The 18,916-nt window shown below is 46.8% G+C and carries 7 protein-coding genes, 3 tRNA genes and 1 pseudogene; 9 read left to right on the plus strand and 2 right to left on the minus strand.

From position 1 onward, the window contains the following. Positions 1–37 precede the first annotated feature (37 nt). Positions 38–1,447, minus strand: a complete 1,410-nt coding sequence (gene gltX, locus HJG39_RS07230; protein WP_268408223.1) for a glutamate--tRNA ligase — start codon at positions 1,445–1,447, stop codon at positions 38–40. A 328-nt stretch (positions 1,448–1,775) separates the two neighbouring features. Between gltX and HJG39_RS07235 the strand changes: the two genes are divergently transcribed. The 3 genes from HJG39_RS07235 (at position 1,776) to HJG39_RS07245 (ending at position 2,054) form a co-directional block, all read left to right on the plus strand. Next, positions 1,776–1,851 (plus strand) — tRNA-Val (locus HJG39_RS07235). Positions 1,852–1,876: 25 nt separating this feature from the next. Next, a tRNA-Val gene (locus HJG39_RS07240) sits at positions 1,877–1,952 on the plus strand. A 26-nt stretch (positions 1,953–1,978) separates the two neighbouring features. Then, positions 1,979–2,054 (plus strand) — tRNA-Val (locus HJG39_RS07245). A gap of 75 nt (positions 2,055–2,129) precedes the next feature. Here HJG39_RS07245 and HJG39_RS07250 read toward each other — a convergent pair. Next, a pseudogene (locus tag HJG39_RS07250) lies at positions 2,130–2,264 on the minus strand (transposase); the annotation flags it as partial. Between the two features lie 1,098 nt (positions 2,265–3,362). Between HJG39_RS07250 and HJG39_RS07255 the strand changes: the two are divergent. The 6 genes from HJG39_RS07255 (at position 3,363) to fabD (ending at position 18,893) form a co-directional block, all read left to right on the plus strand. Further along, positions 3,363–4,205 (plus strand): 3-hydroxyacyl-CoA dehydrogenase family protein, encoded by an 843-nt coding sequence (locus tag HJG39_RS07255; protein ID WP_268408224.1) that lies wholly within the window; start codon positions 3,363–3,365, stop codon positions 4,203–4,205. 63 nt (positions 4,206–4,268) lie between these two features. Beyond that, complete coding sequence (locus HJG39_RS07260; RefSeq protein ID WP_268408225.1) at positions 4,269–5,315, plus strand: HAD-IIIC family phosphatase; 1,047 nt, start codon at positions 4,269–4,271, stop codon at positions 5,313–5,315. A gap of 28 nt (positions 5,316–5,343) precedes the next feature. Further along, positions 5,344–5,604 (plus strand): acyl carrier protein, encoded by a 261-nt coding sequence (locus HJG39_RS07265; protein ID WP_268408226.1) that lies wholly within the window; start codon positions 5,344–5,346, stop codon positions 5,602–5,604. Positions 5,605–5,606: 2 nt separating this feature from the next. Next, the gene (locus tag HJG39_RS07270; RefSeq protein ID WP_268408227.1) at positions 5,607–6,767 is read left to right on the plus strand and encodes an acyl-CoA dehydrogenase family protein; all 1,161 of its coding nucleotides are present in this window, start codon (positions 5,607–5,609) and stop codon (positions 6,765–6,767) included. Between the two features lie 106 nt (positions 6,768–6,873). After that, positions 6,874–17,643: a non-ribosomal peptide synthetase/type I polyketide synthase gene (locus HJG39_RS07275; protein WP_268408228.1), complete on the plus strand. Its 10,770-nt coding sequence runs from the start codon at positions 6,874–6,876 to the stop codon at positions 17,641–17,643. Further along, positions 17,640–18,893, plus strand: a complete 1,254-nt coding sequence (fabD, locus tag HJG39_RS07280) for an ACP S-malonyltransferase (protein ID WP_268408229.1) — start codon at positions 17,640–17,642, stop codon at positions 18,891–18,893. The genes HJG39_RS07275 and fabD overlap by 4 nt, the downstream gene beginning before the upstream one ends. Positions 18,894–18,916 lie beyond the last annotated feature (23 nt).

An 18,916-nucleotide genomic window follows, 5' to 3' on the forward strand; every position in this document is an offset into this window, starting at 1 on the left:
ATTCTAGGTGGAGGCACTTTTTCTGTCAACGCTTTTTTTACGAATTTTCTCTGTCTGCTATATATTTAAGCGCCTTGTTTATTCGTTGCTCAACATCTGATTGTTTAAGCAACGCAAGGGTGACATCTAAAGAAGGAGAGTTACCAGACCCAGTCATTGCAACTCGCAGAGGCATCCCAACCTTGCCCATTCCAACTTCTAATTCTTCCGCTGTCGCATTAATTGCAGCCTGAATAGATTCTGGATCCCATTGTTCAAGTGCCGTTAGCTTCTGTGAAACGAGTTCTAGAGGAGCTTTAGCTACAGGACGCAAATGCTTCTTCGCCGCTTTTTCGTCAAACGCTTGATAATCCTCGTAGAAGTAGCGACTAATCTCAGCTAATTCTTTTAAGGTTTTGACTCGCTCAGCTTGAATGGCAATCACCGCTTCAATTTCAGGACCGTTGCTTGTATCAATCCCCTGCTCGTTAAAATGCCATTTTAAATGTTCAGCAACCTCTGAAGCCGGTAAGCTTTTCATATAATGCTGATTTAACCACTGTAACTTCTCCGTATTAAAGGCAGAAGCAGATGGACTAATGGCATCTAAATTAAAGAGTTCAATCATTTCTTCGCGAGAGAAAATTTCTTGGTCGCCGTGAGACCAACCCAAACGCACTAAATAATTCAGCAACGCTTGAGGCAAGTAACCTTCATCACGATACTGCATCACGCTCACTGCACCATGACGTTTTGATAGCTTTTTACCATCGTCGCCCAAAATCATAGAAACGTGGGCATACTCAGGCACGGGCGCGCCTAACGCTTCTAAGATGTTAATTTGGCGAGGAGTGTTATTGATGTGATCTTCACCGCGAACAACATGAGTAATGCCCATGTCCCAATCATCAACCACAACACAGAAGTTATACGTTGGTGTACCATCGCTACGTAAAATCACGAGATCGTCTAGCTCGCTGTTGGCAATTTCGATTTTTCCGCGAATATGATCATTAATGACCACACTACCCTCTAATGGGTTTTTGAAGCGAATAACGTAAGGCTGACCTTCTGGATGATCGGTACGCTCGCGCCATGTTCCCGGGTAACGCGGCTTTTCGCCCTTTTCTTTTTGCGCTTCACGAATGGCGTCCAATTCATCTTGAGGCATAAAGCATTTGTACGCTTTGCCTTCTTCCAATAATTGTTGAACTAGCGCTTTGTAACGCTCAAAACGTTTGGTTTGATAATGTGGACCGTCATCCCAAGTTAAACCAAGCCACGTCATCCCTTCTAAAATGGCATCGATAGCCTCTTGGGTTGAACGTTCAATATCCGTATCTTCAATTCTTAGTACGAATTTACCACCTTGGCTTTTTGCGTATAACCAAGAATAAAGCGCTGTTCTTGCGCCACCAACGTGTAAATAGCCTGTAGGGCTAGGTGCAAATCGCGTTACAACTGTCATTTTTAAACCCTGTTAAAAAAAGTGGCGCAATGATAACAGTGACGCCTGCTTTCATAAAGCGACTTACGCACCAAGACAGCAGGTAATTTGTGTTATCGGAATGCTCTAAGAAAGCGAAGAAGTTGCGCACGTAATTAATGCTTAGCGGGATGAAATAACCCACTATTTGAGCATTTTGATTTGGAACAAGCCGAAATGTTCAACATTTCACCGAACAAACACATATTTAGAAAAATAGTGTTGACTCTAAAAAGGGCTTCCCTATAATACCGCCCCACTTGAGGCACACAAGCACAGCTTGTTAAAACTCACCGTTTTCGAATATCGTGGACGCTTAGCTCAGTTGGGAGAGCATCGCCCTTACAAGGCGAGGGTCACTGGTTCAAGTCCAGTAGCGTCCACCACGAAACACCTCAAGTACGAAATATCGGACGCTTAGCTCAGTTGGGAGAGCATCGCCCTTACAAGGCGAGGGTCACTGGTTCAAGTCCAGTAGCGTCCACCAATTTCGCATCAAAATATATTCCTTATGGACGCTTAGCTCAGTTGGGAGAGCATCGCCCTTACAAGGCGAGGGTCACTGGTTCAAGTCCAGTAGCGTCCACCAATCTTTAACGACATCCGCTTTTTAAAAACGTAATTCGTTAAAAACAAAAAACGGCTCTACCCCATTATCGGGGGATCAGCATTCATACCTTGTTCGATTAATTATTCCATCCCATCCACAATGGGTCATCACTCTTAACCGATAATTCTCAAAATTCCTGAAACCATACGCTCTTCTTGAAAGCATTTCCATTTTCGTATGGAAGCCTATAAGCGCCCTCTCCTTCTTCACATAGCCAAAAGTCAAACTTTGTCACGCAAAATATCACATTAACCAAAGCGTTTTCACACCAAACACACCAAGATTAACGTTTACGCAACCAAGGCATTCAAAAAGCAAAATGATGGCCAATACAGTAAAAATGGGCAACAAAAGAAAATCAATTGAGCTACAAGTATAAATCCCCGTCCAATCAACTCCTTATATTTACGAATTTGAGAAACCGCAATCATACATAAATCAATATAAAAATTAACCTTTGTGAAAAAACTCAAAATCAAAATTATGTCATATAAAGTCAATACATTTTAATAATTATGCCATTTTTATATTTACAGACTTCAATTTAAATAAAACAAAACCCTGATTATTAATATATTTACCATAGGTAAAACGCTTTCATATTAAACTTTTTTATATCCTTACACTTAATATTGTTATTACGTTATGGTTAATTTTATATTGTATACAAATCATATTTGAATATGTTAAACCATTAACATTTAAGCGAAATTTTTTCGAAAAATATCACGAAATATTGATAGTTTCGGGAAAGTGGTATAAAGCCGTATTGGTAATATTTATGTATAAGAAATAATCAAGGCTGAGTAGTCTCGATCTATTTTCAATATAAGCAAAAAAATCCTATATTCATGTTATATAAGGTTTTTTATACACTTCCTCAAATAAAAAAATAAAAATTACACTGTTCAGTTTACTCTTTAGTGGAAAGCGTTTGCTCCGTTTGTGAAACCCTCAATTGATGAAAAAATAAATGTAACAAAATGGTTGCAATTAAATCTGAGGGAAAATATTATCCCTTAAAGCGCATTTAGATAAATGACAATTTCATTAAACTTAGCTATGTGGAATTTACTTTTTACCCGGTCAGATTAATGATTAAGCCATTACGAGTTGTACAGAAGTGCCCGAACAAAACATACCAACAAGAAATAATATTGGGCATGTTTGCAATGTTCTAAGTGACAATAAGGATAAAAATGTTTTTAATGGACAATAAATAACAACTGAATTTTTTCGGGTAGCGTTATTAGCTGCTTGATCTAGTTATCGATTAGGATAAAGAAAATGAGAGTTGCTGTTGTTGGAGCAGGTACCATGGGGCGTGATATTGCCCTTAATCTTGCAGCCTTTGGCATCCAAACCATATTAAAAGATACAAATCCAGCCGCTTTAGACGAAGCACGTACAACGATCCGTCAAAACTTGCGCCTGTATAAAATGACCAATCCTGCCTACAAAGCAGTAAGCAAAGATGATTTAGACTCACTTATCCAATACACAGTCAATTACGATGATTTTTCCAACCTAGATTGGGTCATTGAAAATGTTCCTGAAGAATGGGCATTAAAAGAACAAGTCTACAAAGAACTTGCAGAGGTTTGTTCGAAAGAAACCGCTTTTGGTGTTAACACGAGCTGCATTTCCATTACCAAAGTCGCTGCACTCATGCCACAACCTGGCAATGTCATCGGGATGCATTTTATGAATCCCGTTCCAATGAAGCCTGCGGTAGAAACTGTAAAAGGCTTCCACACCAGCGATGACACCATATCTCGTGCTAAAGCCCTTCTCAAAGCAATGGGCAAAAAAATGATTCTGGTTAACGACTTCCCAGGGTTCGTTGCTAACCGTTTATCTCACCTATTCATGAATGAAGCGGCCTTCTTGGTTCAAGACCAAGTCGCCGATCCGGTATCTATCGACGCAGTATTTAAAGAAGGATACGGACATGCAATGGGGCCTCTTGAAACAGCCGATCTTATCGGCCTTGATACCGTCGTTAGTTCTCTAAAAGTGCTTTACGACAGCTATCAAGATCCGAAATTCCGCTGTTGTCCATTACTGCAAAAAATGGTTGATGCTGGCTTGCTTGGTAAAAAGAGTGGACGCGGCTTTTACCAATATTGATTGTAAAAAACCACATTGAATTGAGTAAACACAACGACTTTAACCGACATTAGGTAAATTGACATGACCAGTGCATCTGAAAATCGTAAAAACGTTAAATGCGTTGTCTGGGACTTAGATAATACCCTCTGGAGCGGCGTTCTCGTGGAGGGTGATGAACTTATTCTAAAGCCTGAGATTGTAAATATTATCAAAGCCCTAGACGCGCAAGGTATTTTGCAATCGATTGCAAGCAAAAATAACTACGAAGATGCAATGGATAAATTGCGCTCAGTAGGACTAGATGAATACTTCCTCTATCCACAAATCAACTGGAATCCAAAGTCGTCAGCGATTGCTACCATCAGAGAAAAACTCAATATCGGTATCGATACTTTCCTATTCATTGACGACCAACCTTTCGAACGTGATGAAGTACAGGCTTTACATCCAGAAGTGGAATGTGTCGATGCATTGGAATACGCAGCCCTGCTGCACCATCCTCGCATTGTTAACATCAAAAAAACCGACGATGCCGCGCAGCGCCGAGTGCGTTATTTAGAGGATATGCAGCGTCAAAATGATGAAGAAGACTACCAAGGCACACCTGAAGCATTTTTAGCAGCGCTCGACATGGAATTCACCATTTCATCCGCGCAGCCTGAAGATTTACTGCGCGCAGAAGAACTCACCGAACGCACTAACCAATTGAATTCCACAGGCATTACCTACGACAAAGAAGAGCTTGCCCACTTCATGAATTCAGACACCCACGAACTACTTGTGTGTGAATTAAAAGACAAATACGGCTCCTACGGAAAAATTGGTTTGGCGCTTATCGAAATTGGTGAAAGCAGCGACATGATCAAACTGCTGCTCATGAGTTGCCGCACCGCCGCTCGAGGAGTAGGAAGCGTGTTACTCAGCTACCTCATGAAGCAAGCACAATCGCGCGGTCACACACTGCAAGCGCAATTCAAACGCACCAGCAGAAATCGCCAAATGTTAGTGACATATCAGTTCGCCAACTTTAAAGAAATCACACGGGATGATGAAGGTAACATATTGTTTGAAAACGATTTATCCCTAGTAAAAGACTACCCTGACTACATCAAGGTCATCACCCAATAAGTCAGACAGATTAACGAGAGAAAACAGCATGTCACACAAAGAATTTAGCCGAGAAAGCGTCAGAGAGTTCATCGAAAGCAACATGAATGTATTTGACGAAGATGTCGAACTTAACGATGACACCAACATCTTTGCCAGTGGTTACGTTAACTCCATTTTCGCCATGCGCCTGTTGAATTTCCTTGAAACCGAATATGACCTTGAAGTGCCTGATGATGACATTGTGATGTCTAACTTCAGCTCTATTGAAGCGATGCATTCATTAGTGAGCAAATTACAAGAGGCGTGATCATGGCAAACTCAACCCACCCACTACTAGACACCGCAAAACAATTCTCCAAAGAAGTGTTACGCCCAAATGCAGCGCAATTTGATGCAGAGCAAGGTGTACCCGAATCTGTGCTTCGCGAAATGTGTACCTCCGGTTTAGCGGGCGCAGTATTACCTGAAGAATATGGCGGCGGCGGTGTTGATGCCCTCACATGGGGCCTTATCACAGAAGAGATTGGTGTGGGTTGTTCAAACACCAGAGCCTTACTCACCGTACATTCCAGTTTAGTTGGCGAAACCATCGCCCGTTTAGGCACCGATACACAAAAGCAAGATTGGCTACCGCAACTTGCAAAAGGCGAACGTATCGGGGCCTTTGCTCTCTCTGAGAAAGACGCCGGTTCCGATGCCAGCGCTGTTGCGACGCGCTTTGAAGAAAAAGACGATCACTTTGTGCTAAACGGCAAGAAAAAGTGGATTACCTACGCCGCTGTTGCCAACTTATTTTTGGTGTTCGCCGCGTCCGAAGATGGCAGCACTAACGCCTTTTTAGTAGAGCGTGAACGTGAAGGCTTAAGCACCACACCAATGACAGGCTTATTTGCCAGCCGTGGCGCACATCTTGGTGAAATCACCTTCGACAACGTAAAAATCCCTAAAGAAAACCTCTTTGGTCGTCCCGGTATGGGCTTTACGTTTGTTGCCAACCAAGCGTTATTTTATGGACGATTCAGCATTGCATGGGCAGGTGTTGCTATTGCCCGCTCGGCACTAGAAGAAATGGTCACATGGTCACGCACACGCAAACAATTCGGCAGCAAAATTGGTCAGCATCAATTAGTACAAGCCATGATTGCCGATGGTGTCACCTCCGTACATGCGGGTCGTGCCATGTGCGAAAAAATCTCACACATGAAACAAGCTAACGACGATGCTGCTGTGATGGAAACCAATATCACCAAATTATTCACTTCTCGCATTGCGACCGAAGTGGCAAATAACGCTGTGCAGATTTTCGGTGGAAATGGCTTATGGCAAGCCTATCCGGCAGAACGACTTTACCGTGAAGCGCGTGTATTAGAAATCATTGAGGGAACCACTCAAATCCAGCAAATGATGATTGCGAATTACGGCCTCAGGCAGTATTTCAAAACGGGATTGAAGAAACTTTATCCTGAATAGGTTTTAGCAATAGTTCCCTTTAATCAGTGGTGTCTAGAGGCATCACAGGGGCAGTTGCAACCTGAATTTAATAATGACGATTTCATCAACCAACGTGTAAATGGCTATGTTTGAATTTAAAACGCTAAACGACGCACTCATTTCCAGTGCGAAAACCGACAAAGGCATTTGGTTTGTGTCTAGCTTCACCGATGAAGAATTTTTGTCGTACAAGCAAATACTCGAAAATGCTAAGGCTTGTTTAGCAGCATTACAAAAGCATGGCGTAAAACCCGGTGATGAGCTGGTTTTACAATACACGTCATTACAAAAATTAATTGAAGCCTACTGGGCATGTTTGCTCGGTGGCATCGTGCCTATCCCGTTGGAAAAAGGCGAAAAGCCCGATAACGGCATGAAAGTGTTGCAAGTGTGGCGTCAGCTAAATAACCCATTCCTTGCCACAGACAACGAAAAGATTTACGACAAACTACTTAAGCATGCAACCCGCTTTGACGAAGAATTAGATTCGCTAGCATTGTGGCACAACGACATCGTACCCCGCTGCTTCAACCCAGATGATTTAAACGCCACTGCCGACGAAGCAGAATTACCGGATGTTTCCGAACAAGCTATCGCCTTTATTCAATTCTCGTCTGGCTCAACCGGCTCCCCGAAAGGCGTTGCCCTCACTCACAAAAACTTGTTGGTGAACATTCGCGACATCATCAAAATGTCGGATTGGGAAGAAGGCGACGTGTTCTGTAGCTGGAAACCGTTATCCCACGATTTCGGTATGATTGGTTACAACCTTGCAGCAGTCGTAGCGCAAACCAACCAAGTGCGTATTCCAACCGACAGCTATATTTGGTCTCCCGCACTGTGGATGCACGCGGTTCATAAATTCCGCGCCGCCATTTTAGGCTCACCAAACTTCGGGTTCCGCCACTTTTTGAAGCTTTACAACCGCCGTAAAAAGCAAGAATGGGATTGGGATTTATCCTGTGTTAAAGCCATTCTTAACGGCGCAGAACCCATTTCTGCCAAGCTCTGTAACGAATTCATGCAGGAAATGGCGCAATACAAAATGCATCCCAAAGCCATGCGCCCAATTTACGGTTTAGCGGAAGCTTCGTTGATTGTGTCTTCGTGCCAATTCAACGATGGCGTGATTGAACATTTCGTACACCGTGAGTTTTTGCATATTGGCGACAAAATTCAGCCGTTAGAGGCTTCCGATCCAGCGGCAGTAAGCCTTGTTGATTGTGGCGTGCCCTATCCTTCTACCGAAGTCAGAATTACCGACTCACAGCGCCAGCCGTTACCAGAAGGCGTGGTTGGGCAAGTGGAAATTCGCGGCGATAACGTCACCTCGCAGTATTACAACAATCCCGAAGCGTCCGCACGCAGCATTGACGCCGAAGGCTGGTTAAACACCGAAGATTTAGGCTTCTTACAAAATGGCCGCTTGGTTTTCGCAAACCGCATTAAAGAAATGATCATCATCGGTGGCGTAAACTACTTCCCCCACGACATCGAAAAAGCCATTTTGCGCGTGAAAGGCGACGATGCGTTAAATACCTACATTGCTTGTTCTATCCCACACCCTGAGCAAGAAGGCGAACAGCTTGCGGTTTTTGTGTACCACAAACGTGGGCCTGAAGAATTTGCGCCGGATGTGCCTGTGGTTAACGACATTGTGATGGAAAATTTTGGCATTCCGGTAGATTACGTGGTGCCGACTAAATCCATCCCCAAAACCACAAGCGGTAAAGTGCAACGTTATGTTTTAAGAAAACGCTTCCTTGAAGGCGAATTCGACGAAGATTTAGCAGCAACAGGACAACCGCGCCAGCTTCCAAGCAACCAAACTCAAGAAGCAGAAAGCGCGCAAGATAAAAACACAACGTCAAACAGCTTAGCCGACATCCAACAATGGATTCACCGCCTAGTGCTAAAAGAAGCGCAACTAGACGCACTAGATAACCGCGCCAGCTTCTTCGACATCGGCCTTGTCAGTATGCGCCTTATCGATATTCAAGAAAGCGTGGAATCGCACTTTAACGTGCAGCTTTCCGACACTTCTGCACTGGATTACCCCAGCGTGGAAGGCTTAGCCAAATGCGTTTATGCCGAGTTACATCAAAGCGACGATAGCGCAGTTCTAGAAGGCACCGTAGATGAAACCGACAACAGCACCTTTGCCCAAGAGCCCGTGGCAATCGTTGGCATGGCGTGTCGTTTTCCCGGCGATGCCAACACACCAGACCAATTCTGGGACTTATTAGCTAGCGGTAAAGACCCAATCACTAAAGTCAGTTATGACCGTTGGCCCGGCGTTGATAGCGCACAAGCTTTAGCGACGCGCGAAGGCGGGTTTATCTCTCACCCTGAACTATTCGATCCGCATTTCTTCGGTATTTCCCCCATTGAAACCGAAGCGCTGGATCCGCAACAACGCTTGTTATTGGAAGTGACTCACGAAGCCTTCGAAAACGCAGGCTATTCTGTTCCCGCATTACGCGGCTCAGACACCGGCGTTTACATTGGTATTTCCATTACCGATTACCTTGCTGTTGGCAAAGAGAATGGTCATCAAACTGGCGCATACAGCTACACTGGCACCATGTTTAATACCGCCGCAGGCCGTGTGGCATGGGCGTTCGACTTAAAAGGCCCTTGTATTGCCATCGACACCGCGTGCAGTTCTTCATTAACTGCGGTCCACACCGGTGTGAAAGACTTACAAACCGGCAGTTGCGACCTTGTTGTTGCCGCTGGCGTTAATATTATGACCACCCCAGACGGTCACGTTTGTTTCTCGCAAATGAACGCCCTTTCCGCTACCGGACGCAGCCGCAGCTTCGACGACAACGCCGATGGCTACATTCGCAGCGACGGTTGTGGCGCAGTGGTGCTTAAGCGTTTGTCCGATGCCCAACGTGATGGCGACAACATTCTTGCTATCGTTAAAGGCGGCGCAGTGAATCACAATGGTCACAGCGGTGGCTTAACTGTGCCTAGTGGTATCGCCCAAGAAAAGCTCATTCGTAAAGCGCAGAAAAACGCCAACGTCACACCAGCACACATCGACTTTATCGAAGCCCACGGCTCAGGTACTAAGCTTGGCGACCCACAAGAAGCTTCGGCTCTTGCTCGCGTATTTGGCGAAACTGGCAAACCGTTATTAGTTGGCGCGGTAAAGTCCAACATTGGTCACACTGAAGCGGCAGCTGGCATGGCAGGTTTACAAAAGGTGGTGATGAGCTTAAATCACGCACACATTCCACCTAACCTGCACTTTCACACGCCAAATAGTTTAATTAATTGGCAAGATAGCCCGGTTAAAATTGTTGATCGCCTAACGCCAATTAACAGCAGTAACGATGCGCCCATTGCCGGTATCACCTCCCTTGGTATTAACGGCAGTAATGCCCACATGATCATTGAAGCCTATCGCCAACAAAGCGAAGCGGCATCCTTACCCACGCATCAAACTGAACAGCATTTAATTACCTTGTCTGCAAAGTCACCCGCCAGTTTAGCGGTCACGGTGAAGCAATTTGCGGATGCCGACTTATCGCATTTTACATTGGCAGAATTAGCAAGGGCGACACAATTCCAGCGCGCCGATTACGGCAGTCGTTACGCTACCCTAGCCAGCAGTATTGAGCAGTTGCAAACCAAGCTAAGTAAATACGCCAGCAAACAACTTGAAAGCAACCCTTCTGGATTAAGCGTGAACCTTGAAGCGCCGCGCGTGGTGTTTGTATTTACCGGACAAGGCTCCCACTACCTAAACATGGCAGACGCCTTGTATCGCGACTTCCCTGTTTTCCGCGACACCCTAAAGCAATGCGACGATGCCTTTGCTAACCGTATGCCAAGCCAAGCGAAAGTATCGATTTTGTCATTAATTTATGGTGATGCTGAATCACAAGACGCGCGTGCCGAAGCATTAAAAGACAGCGCCAACGCCCAAGCAATTATATTTAGTGTGGAATATGCGCTTGCCAAATTATGGCTATCGTTCGGCGTCAAACCCGACTTAATGCTCGGCCACAGCATAGGCGAATACGCCGCTGCTTGTATTGCTGGCATTATCGGTTTCGATGATGCCGTGCGCATGGTGGTGGCCCGTGGACAAGCAATGAAAGCCATTGCGCCCAACGGCGAGAAAACCGGCAAAATGGTGGGCATTTTAGCCAGCGAAAGCACGGTTTCAGAACTTATCGCAGAATTCGACAAGGTATGGATTGCGGCGGTAAATGCGCCGGAGAATGTCACCATTTCGGGTGACATTGAGCAAGTGGATTCCGCATTAGCTAAAGCCAAAAAACAACGTATTTTCACCGAGAAACTGGATATTCATCACGCCTTCCATTCACCCATGATGGCAGGCTCAGCGGAGCAGTTAAATCAAACCCTCAAAACGGTGCAATTTAACGATCCAGAAATTCCGGTGTTATCCACGCAACATGGCAAAATCATCACCTCTGCCAGCGACATGGATCAAACCTACTGGAGCCAGCATTTATGCCAGCCTGTACAGTATTTGAGTGCGTTAAAGACAATAGCCGAAACCGAAGCGAATGCGTTAATTGAACTTGGCGGTACAGCCACGCTTACCGGCCTTGCCGCACAAGTTATTGATAACGGTAAGAACCTGTTTTTACCGAGCCAACGTAATGGTCGCGAAAGCGGCTTACAGTTTATCGAAACCCTTGCCCAAGCATGGAAATGCGGCATTGAAATTGACTGGGAAGCATACCACGGTGGTCGCCCTCGCCCATTAGCAGGCTTGCCAAATACCGGCTTTAACCGCAGCCCGTGGTGGTATCAACCGCTGAATAATGCCCAATCATCAACGCAAACTAATACCGCTGCGTTAGCGTGCAACTTAAGCCCGCAATTAACGCAGCCGGTCGAGAATTTATCTCAACCTGATTTATCTGAAAACACTCTATCTCAACCTACCGGGGAGCAAACATACGCTATGACGACCAATACTGCGTCGGCAAGCTATGGTGTAGACGCAATCAAGCAGGAAGTGCGCGTGATGATCGCGCAGATTACCGGCGTAGACGAATCGGAATTAACCGATGATTTCAACCTGTTCGCGCTGGGTGTGGATTCACTCATGCTAGTGCAGCTTGATAAGCGCATCGTCGCTCGCTGGGGTACTGAAATCACGCTTGCACAATTCTTCGCCGAATTGCATACACCAGAGGCACTTGCTGAATATGTCAATACCAATATGAGCAACGAGGTGCGTAACGGGCTAACACAAGAGCTCACTCCTGAACAAGCAGCTGAGCAAGCGCCTGCGGCATCTCAACAGGTAGCGCCAATGGCAATGCCAACGCAAGCGGCAGTGCAAGGTTCGCCTCAAATGCCGATGCAAACCGCAATGCAAATGCCCGCTATTGATGCTAACGCACCAGCGAGCCAGCAAATTATTCAGCAGCAGTTGCAACTTATGCAGCAGCAATTGGCGCTGCTTGGTGGCGCAGGTATTGCTCCGGCTTCTGCGCCAGTTTCAAGCTCCACGGCTCAAGCGCCAGCGCCAGCAGCTTCTACTCCGAATGCAGCAGCGCTAAAAACCCCTTCTCTAAAAACACAAGTTTCCAGCGTTGCCAAAGGCGTCAATAAAAGCCGCGACATTGTGTTAGTGGAAGATGATTTAACCGAACAACAACGTGACTTTGTTAAGCGCTTGTCAGATGAGCTTATCGCCCGCACGCCAAAATCCAAAGCCAATGTGCAAGAGCACAGAGCATACTTTGCCGACTGGATTTCAACCCTGAACTTCACCATGTCGACTAAGGAATTCACTTATCCCTTAGTGGCAGAACGTTCAAAAGGTTCACGTTTTTGGGACATCGACGGTAACGAATACATCGATACCGCGATGGGCTACGGCACCTGCTTATTTGGTCACAACCCCGATTTCATTAAAGAGCCCATGCAAGCCCAGCTTGAAAAAGGCATTGAGCTTGGGCCGCAATCGGCCATTGCTGGTGAAGTCGCAGGCTTAGTAAAAGACTTAACCGGCTGCGAACGTGTTGCCTTTGCCAACACCGGCACAGAAGCCGTTATGGTGGCGATTCGCTTGGCGCGTACCGTGACCAAACGTAAGAAAATCGTGCGCTTTGTTACCTCATTCCACGGCTCCTTTGATGGCGTACTCGCGGATATGGGCGAAAACGGCTCGCAACCAATGACAGCCGGTGTTATCGACAGCATGATTGAAGACACCATCGTGCTGCAATACGCTACGGAAAAATCCTTAAAAGAGATTGCCGCCCAAGCCGACGATATTGCGGCGGTGTTGGTTGAACCAGTACAAAGCCGTAAGCCAAGCTTGCAGCCAAAGAAATACTTACAAAAATTACGCGCGTTAACCGAACAAAACGGCATTGCCCTAGTGTTCGATGAAATGGTAACGGGCTTCCGTTGCCACCCCGGCGGCGCACAGCACGAATTTGACGTTCGCGCGGATTTAGTCACCTACGGAAAAGTCGTCGGTGGCGGTATGCACATTGGTGTTATCGCGGGTCACGCACACTACATGGATGCCATTGATGGTGGCTACTGGCAATTTGGTGACACCTCTGGTCCGGGCGCAGAAACCACCTTCTTTGCGGGTACGTTCTGCAAACACCCGTTAACCATGACCGCCGCCAAGGCCGTTTTACAGCGCTTAAAAGACGAAGGTCCATCCTTCCAAGAACGCATCAGCGCCATGACCACAGCATTTGTTAATCGCTTAAACGATTACTTCGACGAAATGCAAGTGCCTATTACGATGGAATCGTTCGCGTCGGTGTACCGCTTCGATTCTGGCGTCGCCGCAGATATGCCACGTCATTCATTGGAAATGAACTTGTTCTTCCGCTTAATGCAACTTAAAGGCATTTTTGTGTGGGAACGTCGTACTTGCTTCTTCTCAGAAGCCCATAGCCAACAAGATGCAGACCGCATTTTCGACGCCGTGGTTTGGGCCACAGAACAGCTTCGCGCTGGCGGCTTTAGCTTCCGCAAAGCCGGTGCTCCCGACCCGCAGGATCCTAACGGTGGTGGAAACGGCGGCAAAAAAGTGGAAGTGGCCGACTTTAGCAAAATCACACCAGAATCAACCCAAGCAGAAATGACAGCCAGCGCACAAGCGTTGGCCTCTGCGGTCTCGTCCGAAGAAGGCCGCATGTTCGTGCTCAGCCAAATGAACGGCGGCGACCTTGCCTATCGCATCACAGGGGCGCTAACCCTTGAAGGAAACCTCGACAAAGCGCGTCTTCACGACGCCTTTGCTCAGCTTTCTGTGCGCCATCCGGTGTTGCGGTCAAGCTATCAACTGCAAGATGGTCAATTAGTGCGTGCCATTACACCGATAGAAAACTTCATGCCAAGCATTGTTGAAGAACAGCGCGACAGCTTAGAAGGCGCTATCAATCAAGACAAAACGCCGTTCTCCGTGAACCAAGCGCCACTTTGGCGTATGCGTTTAGTGCAAATTGGCAGTAGCGAAGAAAAGCACGTGTTAGTGTTCGAATTTCACCACATGGTGGCCGATGGCATGTCGGTATCCATTTTGGCAGAAGACCTAATAAACCTATACCAAGGCAATGCACTTGAACCTGTAAAGGCAAGCTATCAGGACTTTGTAGCGTGGGAACAACGCTTTGTAGGCTCAAACACCTTCAACGAACAACTAAACTGGTGGAAGGATAATCTATCGCCGCTCCCTGAGCCGCTAAATTTACCCTCCGACAGATTACGCAGCCCCACTAACGACTTTGCAGGCGCCAGCTATAACCTTGTGCTTAACGAAGCACAAACCAACAAAATGCGTACACTTGCGCGCGAGCTTAAAACCACGCCATTTATGGTGTTGTACTCGCTGTTTAGCACACTGGTTTACAAGCTCAGCCGTCAGCAAGATCTCTGCATCGGGATTCCGTTTGATCGCCGCAGCAATGGTCACTTCGAACGCACCGTTGGCATGTTCGCGCAAACACTCGCTATTCGCACCCACATTCAGCCTGATGCTGGTTTCGACCAACTCATCAAACAGGTGACTCAACAATGTAGTTTGGCTTACACCCACTGCAATACTCCGCTTGAATACATTGTTGAAGCACTTGACGTTAAACGCGACATCAGCCGCAATCCGCTGTTCGATGTGATGTTTATTTACGAAACTGGCGACCGTCGCTTACAGCACGCACCAGAACTCACTTTCTCACCATGTCAGGTCGACATTGCCGGTGCATCATTTGATCTTACCTTAGAAATTACCGATCAAAACCAGCAACTATACTGCAACTTTATTTACGCCACGCGCTTGTTCGATGAAGCCACGATTGCGTCTTGGGCGAACCAGTTTATTGAGCTATTAAGCTTATTTAGTGAACAACCGCAGCGCCCGGTTATTGACGCAGCACGTTTAACGCAGGACGCCATCGACCAGCAATTGATTACCTTCAATCAATCGCAAGAAAGCTACAACACTACGCCGCTGCCAACTTTATTGAAGAAAGTCGCTAAGCAAAACGCCAAACACACAGCACTAAAAGCCGTGGATGCCGAACTTACCTACGCACAACTCATTGAAAAATCAGAAAAGTTAGCCCATGTACTCATGGCAAAAGGCGTGACCACAGGGCAACACGTTGCCATCTTATTACCACGCAATTCACAATTGATTATTGCCATGTTGGCAGTGTTACGTACTGGTGCTTCCTATATTCCACTAGACCCAGAATACCCTGCCGCACGCATTAACTACATGTTGGATCACGCCAAAGTGAGCATCATGATAGCCGACCCCGAGCTAGTCACCGATCCAAGCTGGGAGAAAAACGCAGGCAATACGCTGATTAACCCAGCAAAAATTCGCGCCGTAGCCGCCAAAAATCGCTCATCGTTACCTGAACTAAGCGACGAGATGTTGGCCTACGTCATTTATACCTCCGGCTCTACGGGCAAGCCCAAAGGCGTGATGATTAATCACGGTGCCATGACCAGCTTTGTCACCAGCATTGCTGAGCGCTTAAATTGGCCAAAACAAGCCACCACATTAGGGTTAACCACGGTCAGCTTCGATATTTTCGTACTTGAAGTGTTTGTCACCTTATTACGTGGCGGCACACTGGTATTAGCAAGTGAAGCACAGCAGCAAAACCCTTCTGCATTAGCAGAAGTGATTGCCGAACAGAATGTTAACGTTGTGCAAATCACTCCAAGTCGATTGCAACTGCTGGCACACGCTACCGAATTAACCACCGCCTTTGCTAACGTCGAGCGCGTATTAATTGGCGGCGAAGCCTTCCCAGCCGAATTACTGCCCACGTTACAAGCCTTACCAAATCTGCAAATCTTTAACGTATACGGTCCAACCGAAGCCACCGTATGGGCCTGTGTGAAAGACTTAACCCAAGCCTCGCAAGTCACCCTTGGCACACCACTGGCAAATGCCAATGCCTATGTGCTCAACGAAGACAAACAATTGATGCCCGTTGGTAGCGTAGGCGAGCTTTACCTTGCCGGTGATTGTTTAGGTGTAGGTTACTTGTTAGACCAAGAAAAAACCGATGCTGCCTTTGTTGCCAACCCTTTCGATGCAGGCAAACTCATGTATCGCACTGGCGATTTAGCCGCATGGAATCAAGAGGGTGAATTGGTGTATCACGGACGCAACGATCACCAAATCAAATTACGCGGTTATCGCATTGAACTATCGGAAATTGATAGCGTGCTCAATGAATGCCCAGAAGTGGCACAAGGTGCAGTGGTAGTACGCCAACTTTCTGCCAATAACCCTGCCCTCGTAGCATTTTGCATTGCCGCAGGGCAACAACAGCAACACCAATTTGAAGCCAGCGTGAGACAGCATCTTCGCGCCACCTTGCCAGACTACATGGTGCCGGGATTAATCATCTCGCTCGACGAATTACCATTAACGCCCAATGGCAAAATTGATCGTAAACAACTGCCGGAAGATTTGTCGCAATGGCAACAAGCTAACGACCATTCAGAAAGCGCAGGCGAACAAGATACCCAAGAAGACGACGCCATTGTTAAAGCTATTCGCGAAGTGTGGGAAAACCTACTCGGTCACAACCAAATAAGCCGCCATGTGAGCTATTTCGATGTCGGCGGCAATTCATTCAGCCTGATGTTGATGCACAACGAGATAGACAAAATCTGGCAAGGGCTAATTCACGTTACCGACATTTTCGCCAACCCGACTATTGGCGCATTAGCCGACTTAGTTAACGCACGCTTAGCCGCTCGCCAAAGTGCTGATTATCAGGCGCTTACCTTGCCAGCCGACTGGTTCGATACCAGCGCTAACAATGCCGACAACGAAGGTCAACTATTGGTTGAACCGGGTGCAGAATTTTCCGCACAATTACACCACCTTGCTAGCGCGAATCAGGTATCTGCTTTGGATATCATGATTGGCTTACAAGGTTTCTTCTTGCACAAACGCTTTGAGCAAGAACAGATAGCGTTATATCTAGAACAAACGGGTGCAGGCTACCGCCCTATTCAATTGGACTTTAGCCGCTTAAACAAAGTCGAAGAAATTTTCACCGCAGTGAAACAACAACGACAAAACGCCACCCTGTTCCCTGTACCGCCTGAAGCGGACAGAGACTTTAACCAAGATTGCCTGTTTTTGGTGCGTCGCTACGGCGATCCGACATCAACACAACACAAACGATTCGATTTCCAACTCATTATTGATGACAGCGAACAACACCCTGTCGCTTTGCGGGTAGATTTCAATCACCAGCGCCTAAACCAACAATCGGTTTTCGGCCTGATTAACGATTACGTCCGCTTAAGTAAAGCCATCATCGCAGCTTCTCAGGAAGGTTTAACATCATGAAAAAACTCGCCATTGTATTTTCTGGACAAGGCTCACAATACGTGGGCATGGGTAAAACCCTGTTCGAGCAACACGAAATTGTTCGTGACATGTTCGCCAAAGCGTCCGACACCCTTGGTTTAGATATGGAGCACCTGTGTTTCTCCGAGTCTGCGGATGTGCTCAACAGCACGGAAAACACCCAACCGGCTATCTTGTTATGCAGCATGGCAGCGTGGCAAGTCTTCCAGCAGCAAACTGGCTTAACGCCGGGCGCAATGGCAGGCCACAGTCTAGGTGAGCTCAGTGCGCTTGTTGCCGCAGGAGCCATGCGTTTAGAAGACGGCTTAAAACTGGCACGCGCGCGTGGTTTAGCCATGGCGCAGTGTGGTAACGATGGCAAAACCGGCATGTCGGCAGTCACTAAGCTAACACGCGAACATCTAGAAAAGGTATGCAACAGCGTTGATGGCTTCGGCAGAACCTTCGTGGTAGCGAACTACAACTCACCGCGCCAGCAAGTCTTATCCGGCGATGTTGAGCAACTCAAAGCCCTTGGCGAGCAACTTAAAGCCGAAGGCGGCAGTGTTATCCCATTACGTGTGAGCGGTGCATTCCACAGCCCGTATATGGCTCCTGCGGCAGAAGCCTTTACCGATGTTATCAACAACATTGATTTAACCGAACCCCACATTCCGGTGATTGCTAACGTCACGGCCAAGCCACACGGTGATGCCGCCAGCATAAAAGCCTCATTGATTTCGCAAATCACCAGCCCTGTATTGTGGCAAGACACCTTAAATTACTTGGCCCAAGAAGCAGGAATCGACACCTTTGTTGAAGCCGGTCCAAAAGATGTATTGAAGAAATTGGCGACCACCACCCTACCCAATGTCACCGCTTTTGCGCTCGACAAACAAGAAGATGAAAAGGCCATGCAAGACGCACTACAAGCGGCAATTAAGTCGTTAAAAGAGCGTCCAACGGTTTTAGGCAAATGCATGGCGGTTGCCGTAGCAACACGCAACACCAACTTTGACAACGACACCTACCAACAAGGGGTGATTGTGCCTTATCAACAACTCAAAGAAATGCACGAAAAGCACAGTGCAGAAGGCTCCGTTGCTAGCCCAGCAGAAATGGTTTCTGCCATGAAACTATTGCAGCAAATCATGGTTTGCAAAGGCGCAACAGAACAAGAACAACAGCAGCGTTTTCGTCAGGTTGCCGAGCAAACTGGCTGCGAAAAAGAATTGGCACAATTCATTTAGTGCTGGCATTCAAACAGGTTGAT

It is taken from the genome of Alteromonas sp. a30, assembly GCF_026788005.1.
Lineage (GTDB): Bacteria > Pseudomonadota > Gammaproteobacteria > Enterobacterales > Alteromonadaceae > Paraneptunicella.

Coding starts and splice junctions, on each gene's coding strand:
- gltX (WP_268408223.1), bottom strand. CDS start 1,447: ATGACAGTTGTAACGCGATTTGCACCTAGCCCTACAGGCTATTTACAC.
- HJG39_RS07255 (WP_268408224.1), top strand. CDS start 3,363: ATGAGAGTTGCTGTTGTTGGAGCAGGTACCATGGGGCGTGATATTGCC.
- HJG39_RS07260 (WP_268408225.1), top strand. CDS start 4,269: ATGACCAGTGCATCTGAAAATCGTAAAAACGTTAAATGCGTTGTCTGG.
- HJG39_RS07265 (WP_268408226.1), top strand. CDS start 5,344: ATGTCACACAAAGAATTTAGCCGAGAAAGCGTCAGAGAGTTCATCGAA.
- HJG39_RS07270 (WP_268408227.1), top strand. CDS start 5,607: ATGGCAAACTCAACCCACCCACTACTAGACACCGCAAAACAATTCTCC.
- HJG39_RS07275 (WP_268408228.1), top strand. CDS start 6,874: ATGTTTGAATTTAAAACGCTAAACGACGCACTCATTTCCAGTGCGAAA.
- fabD (WP_268408229.1), top strand. CDS start 17,640: ATGAAAAAACTCGCCATTGTATTTTCTGGACAAGGCTCACAATACGTG.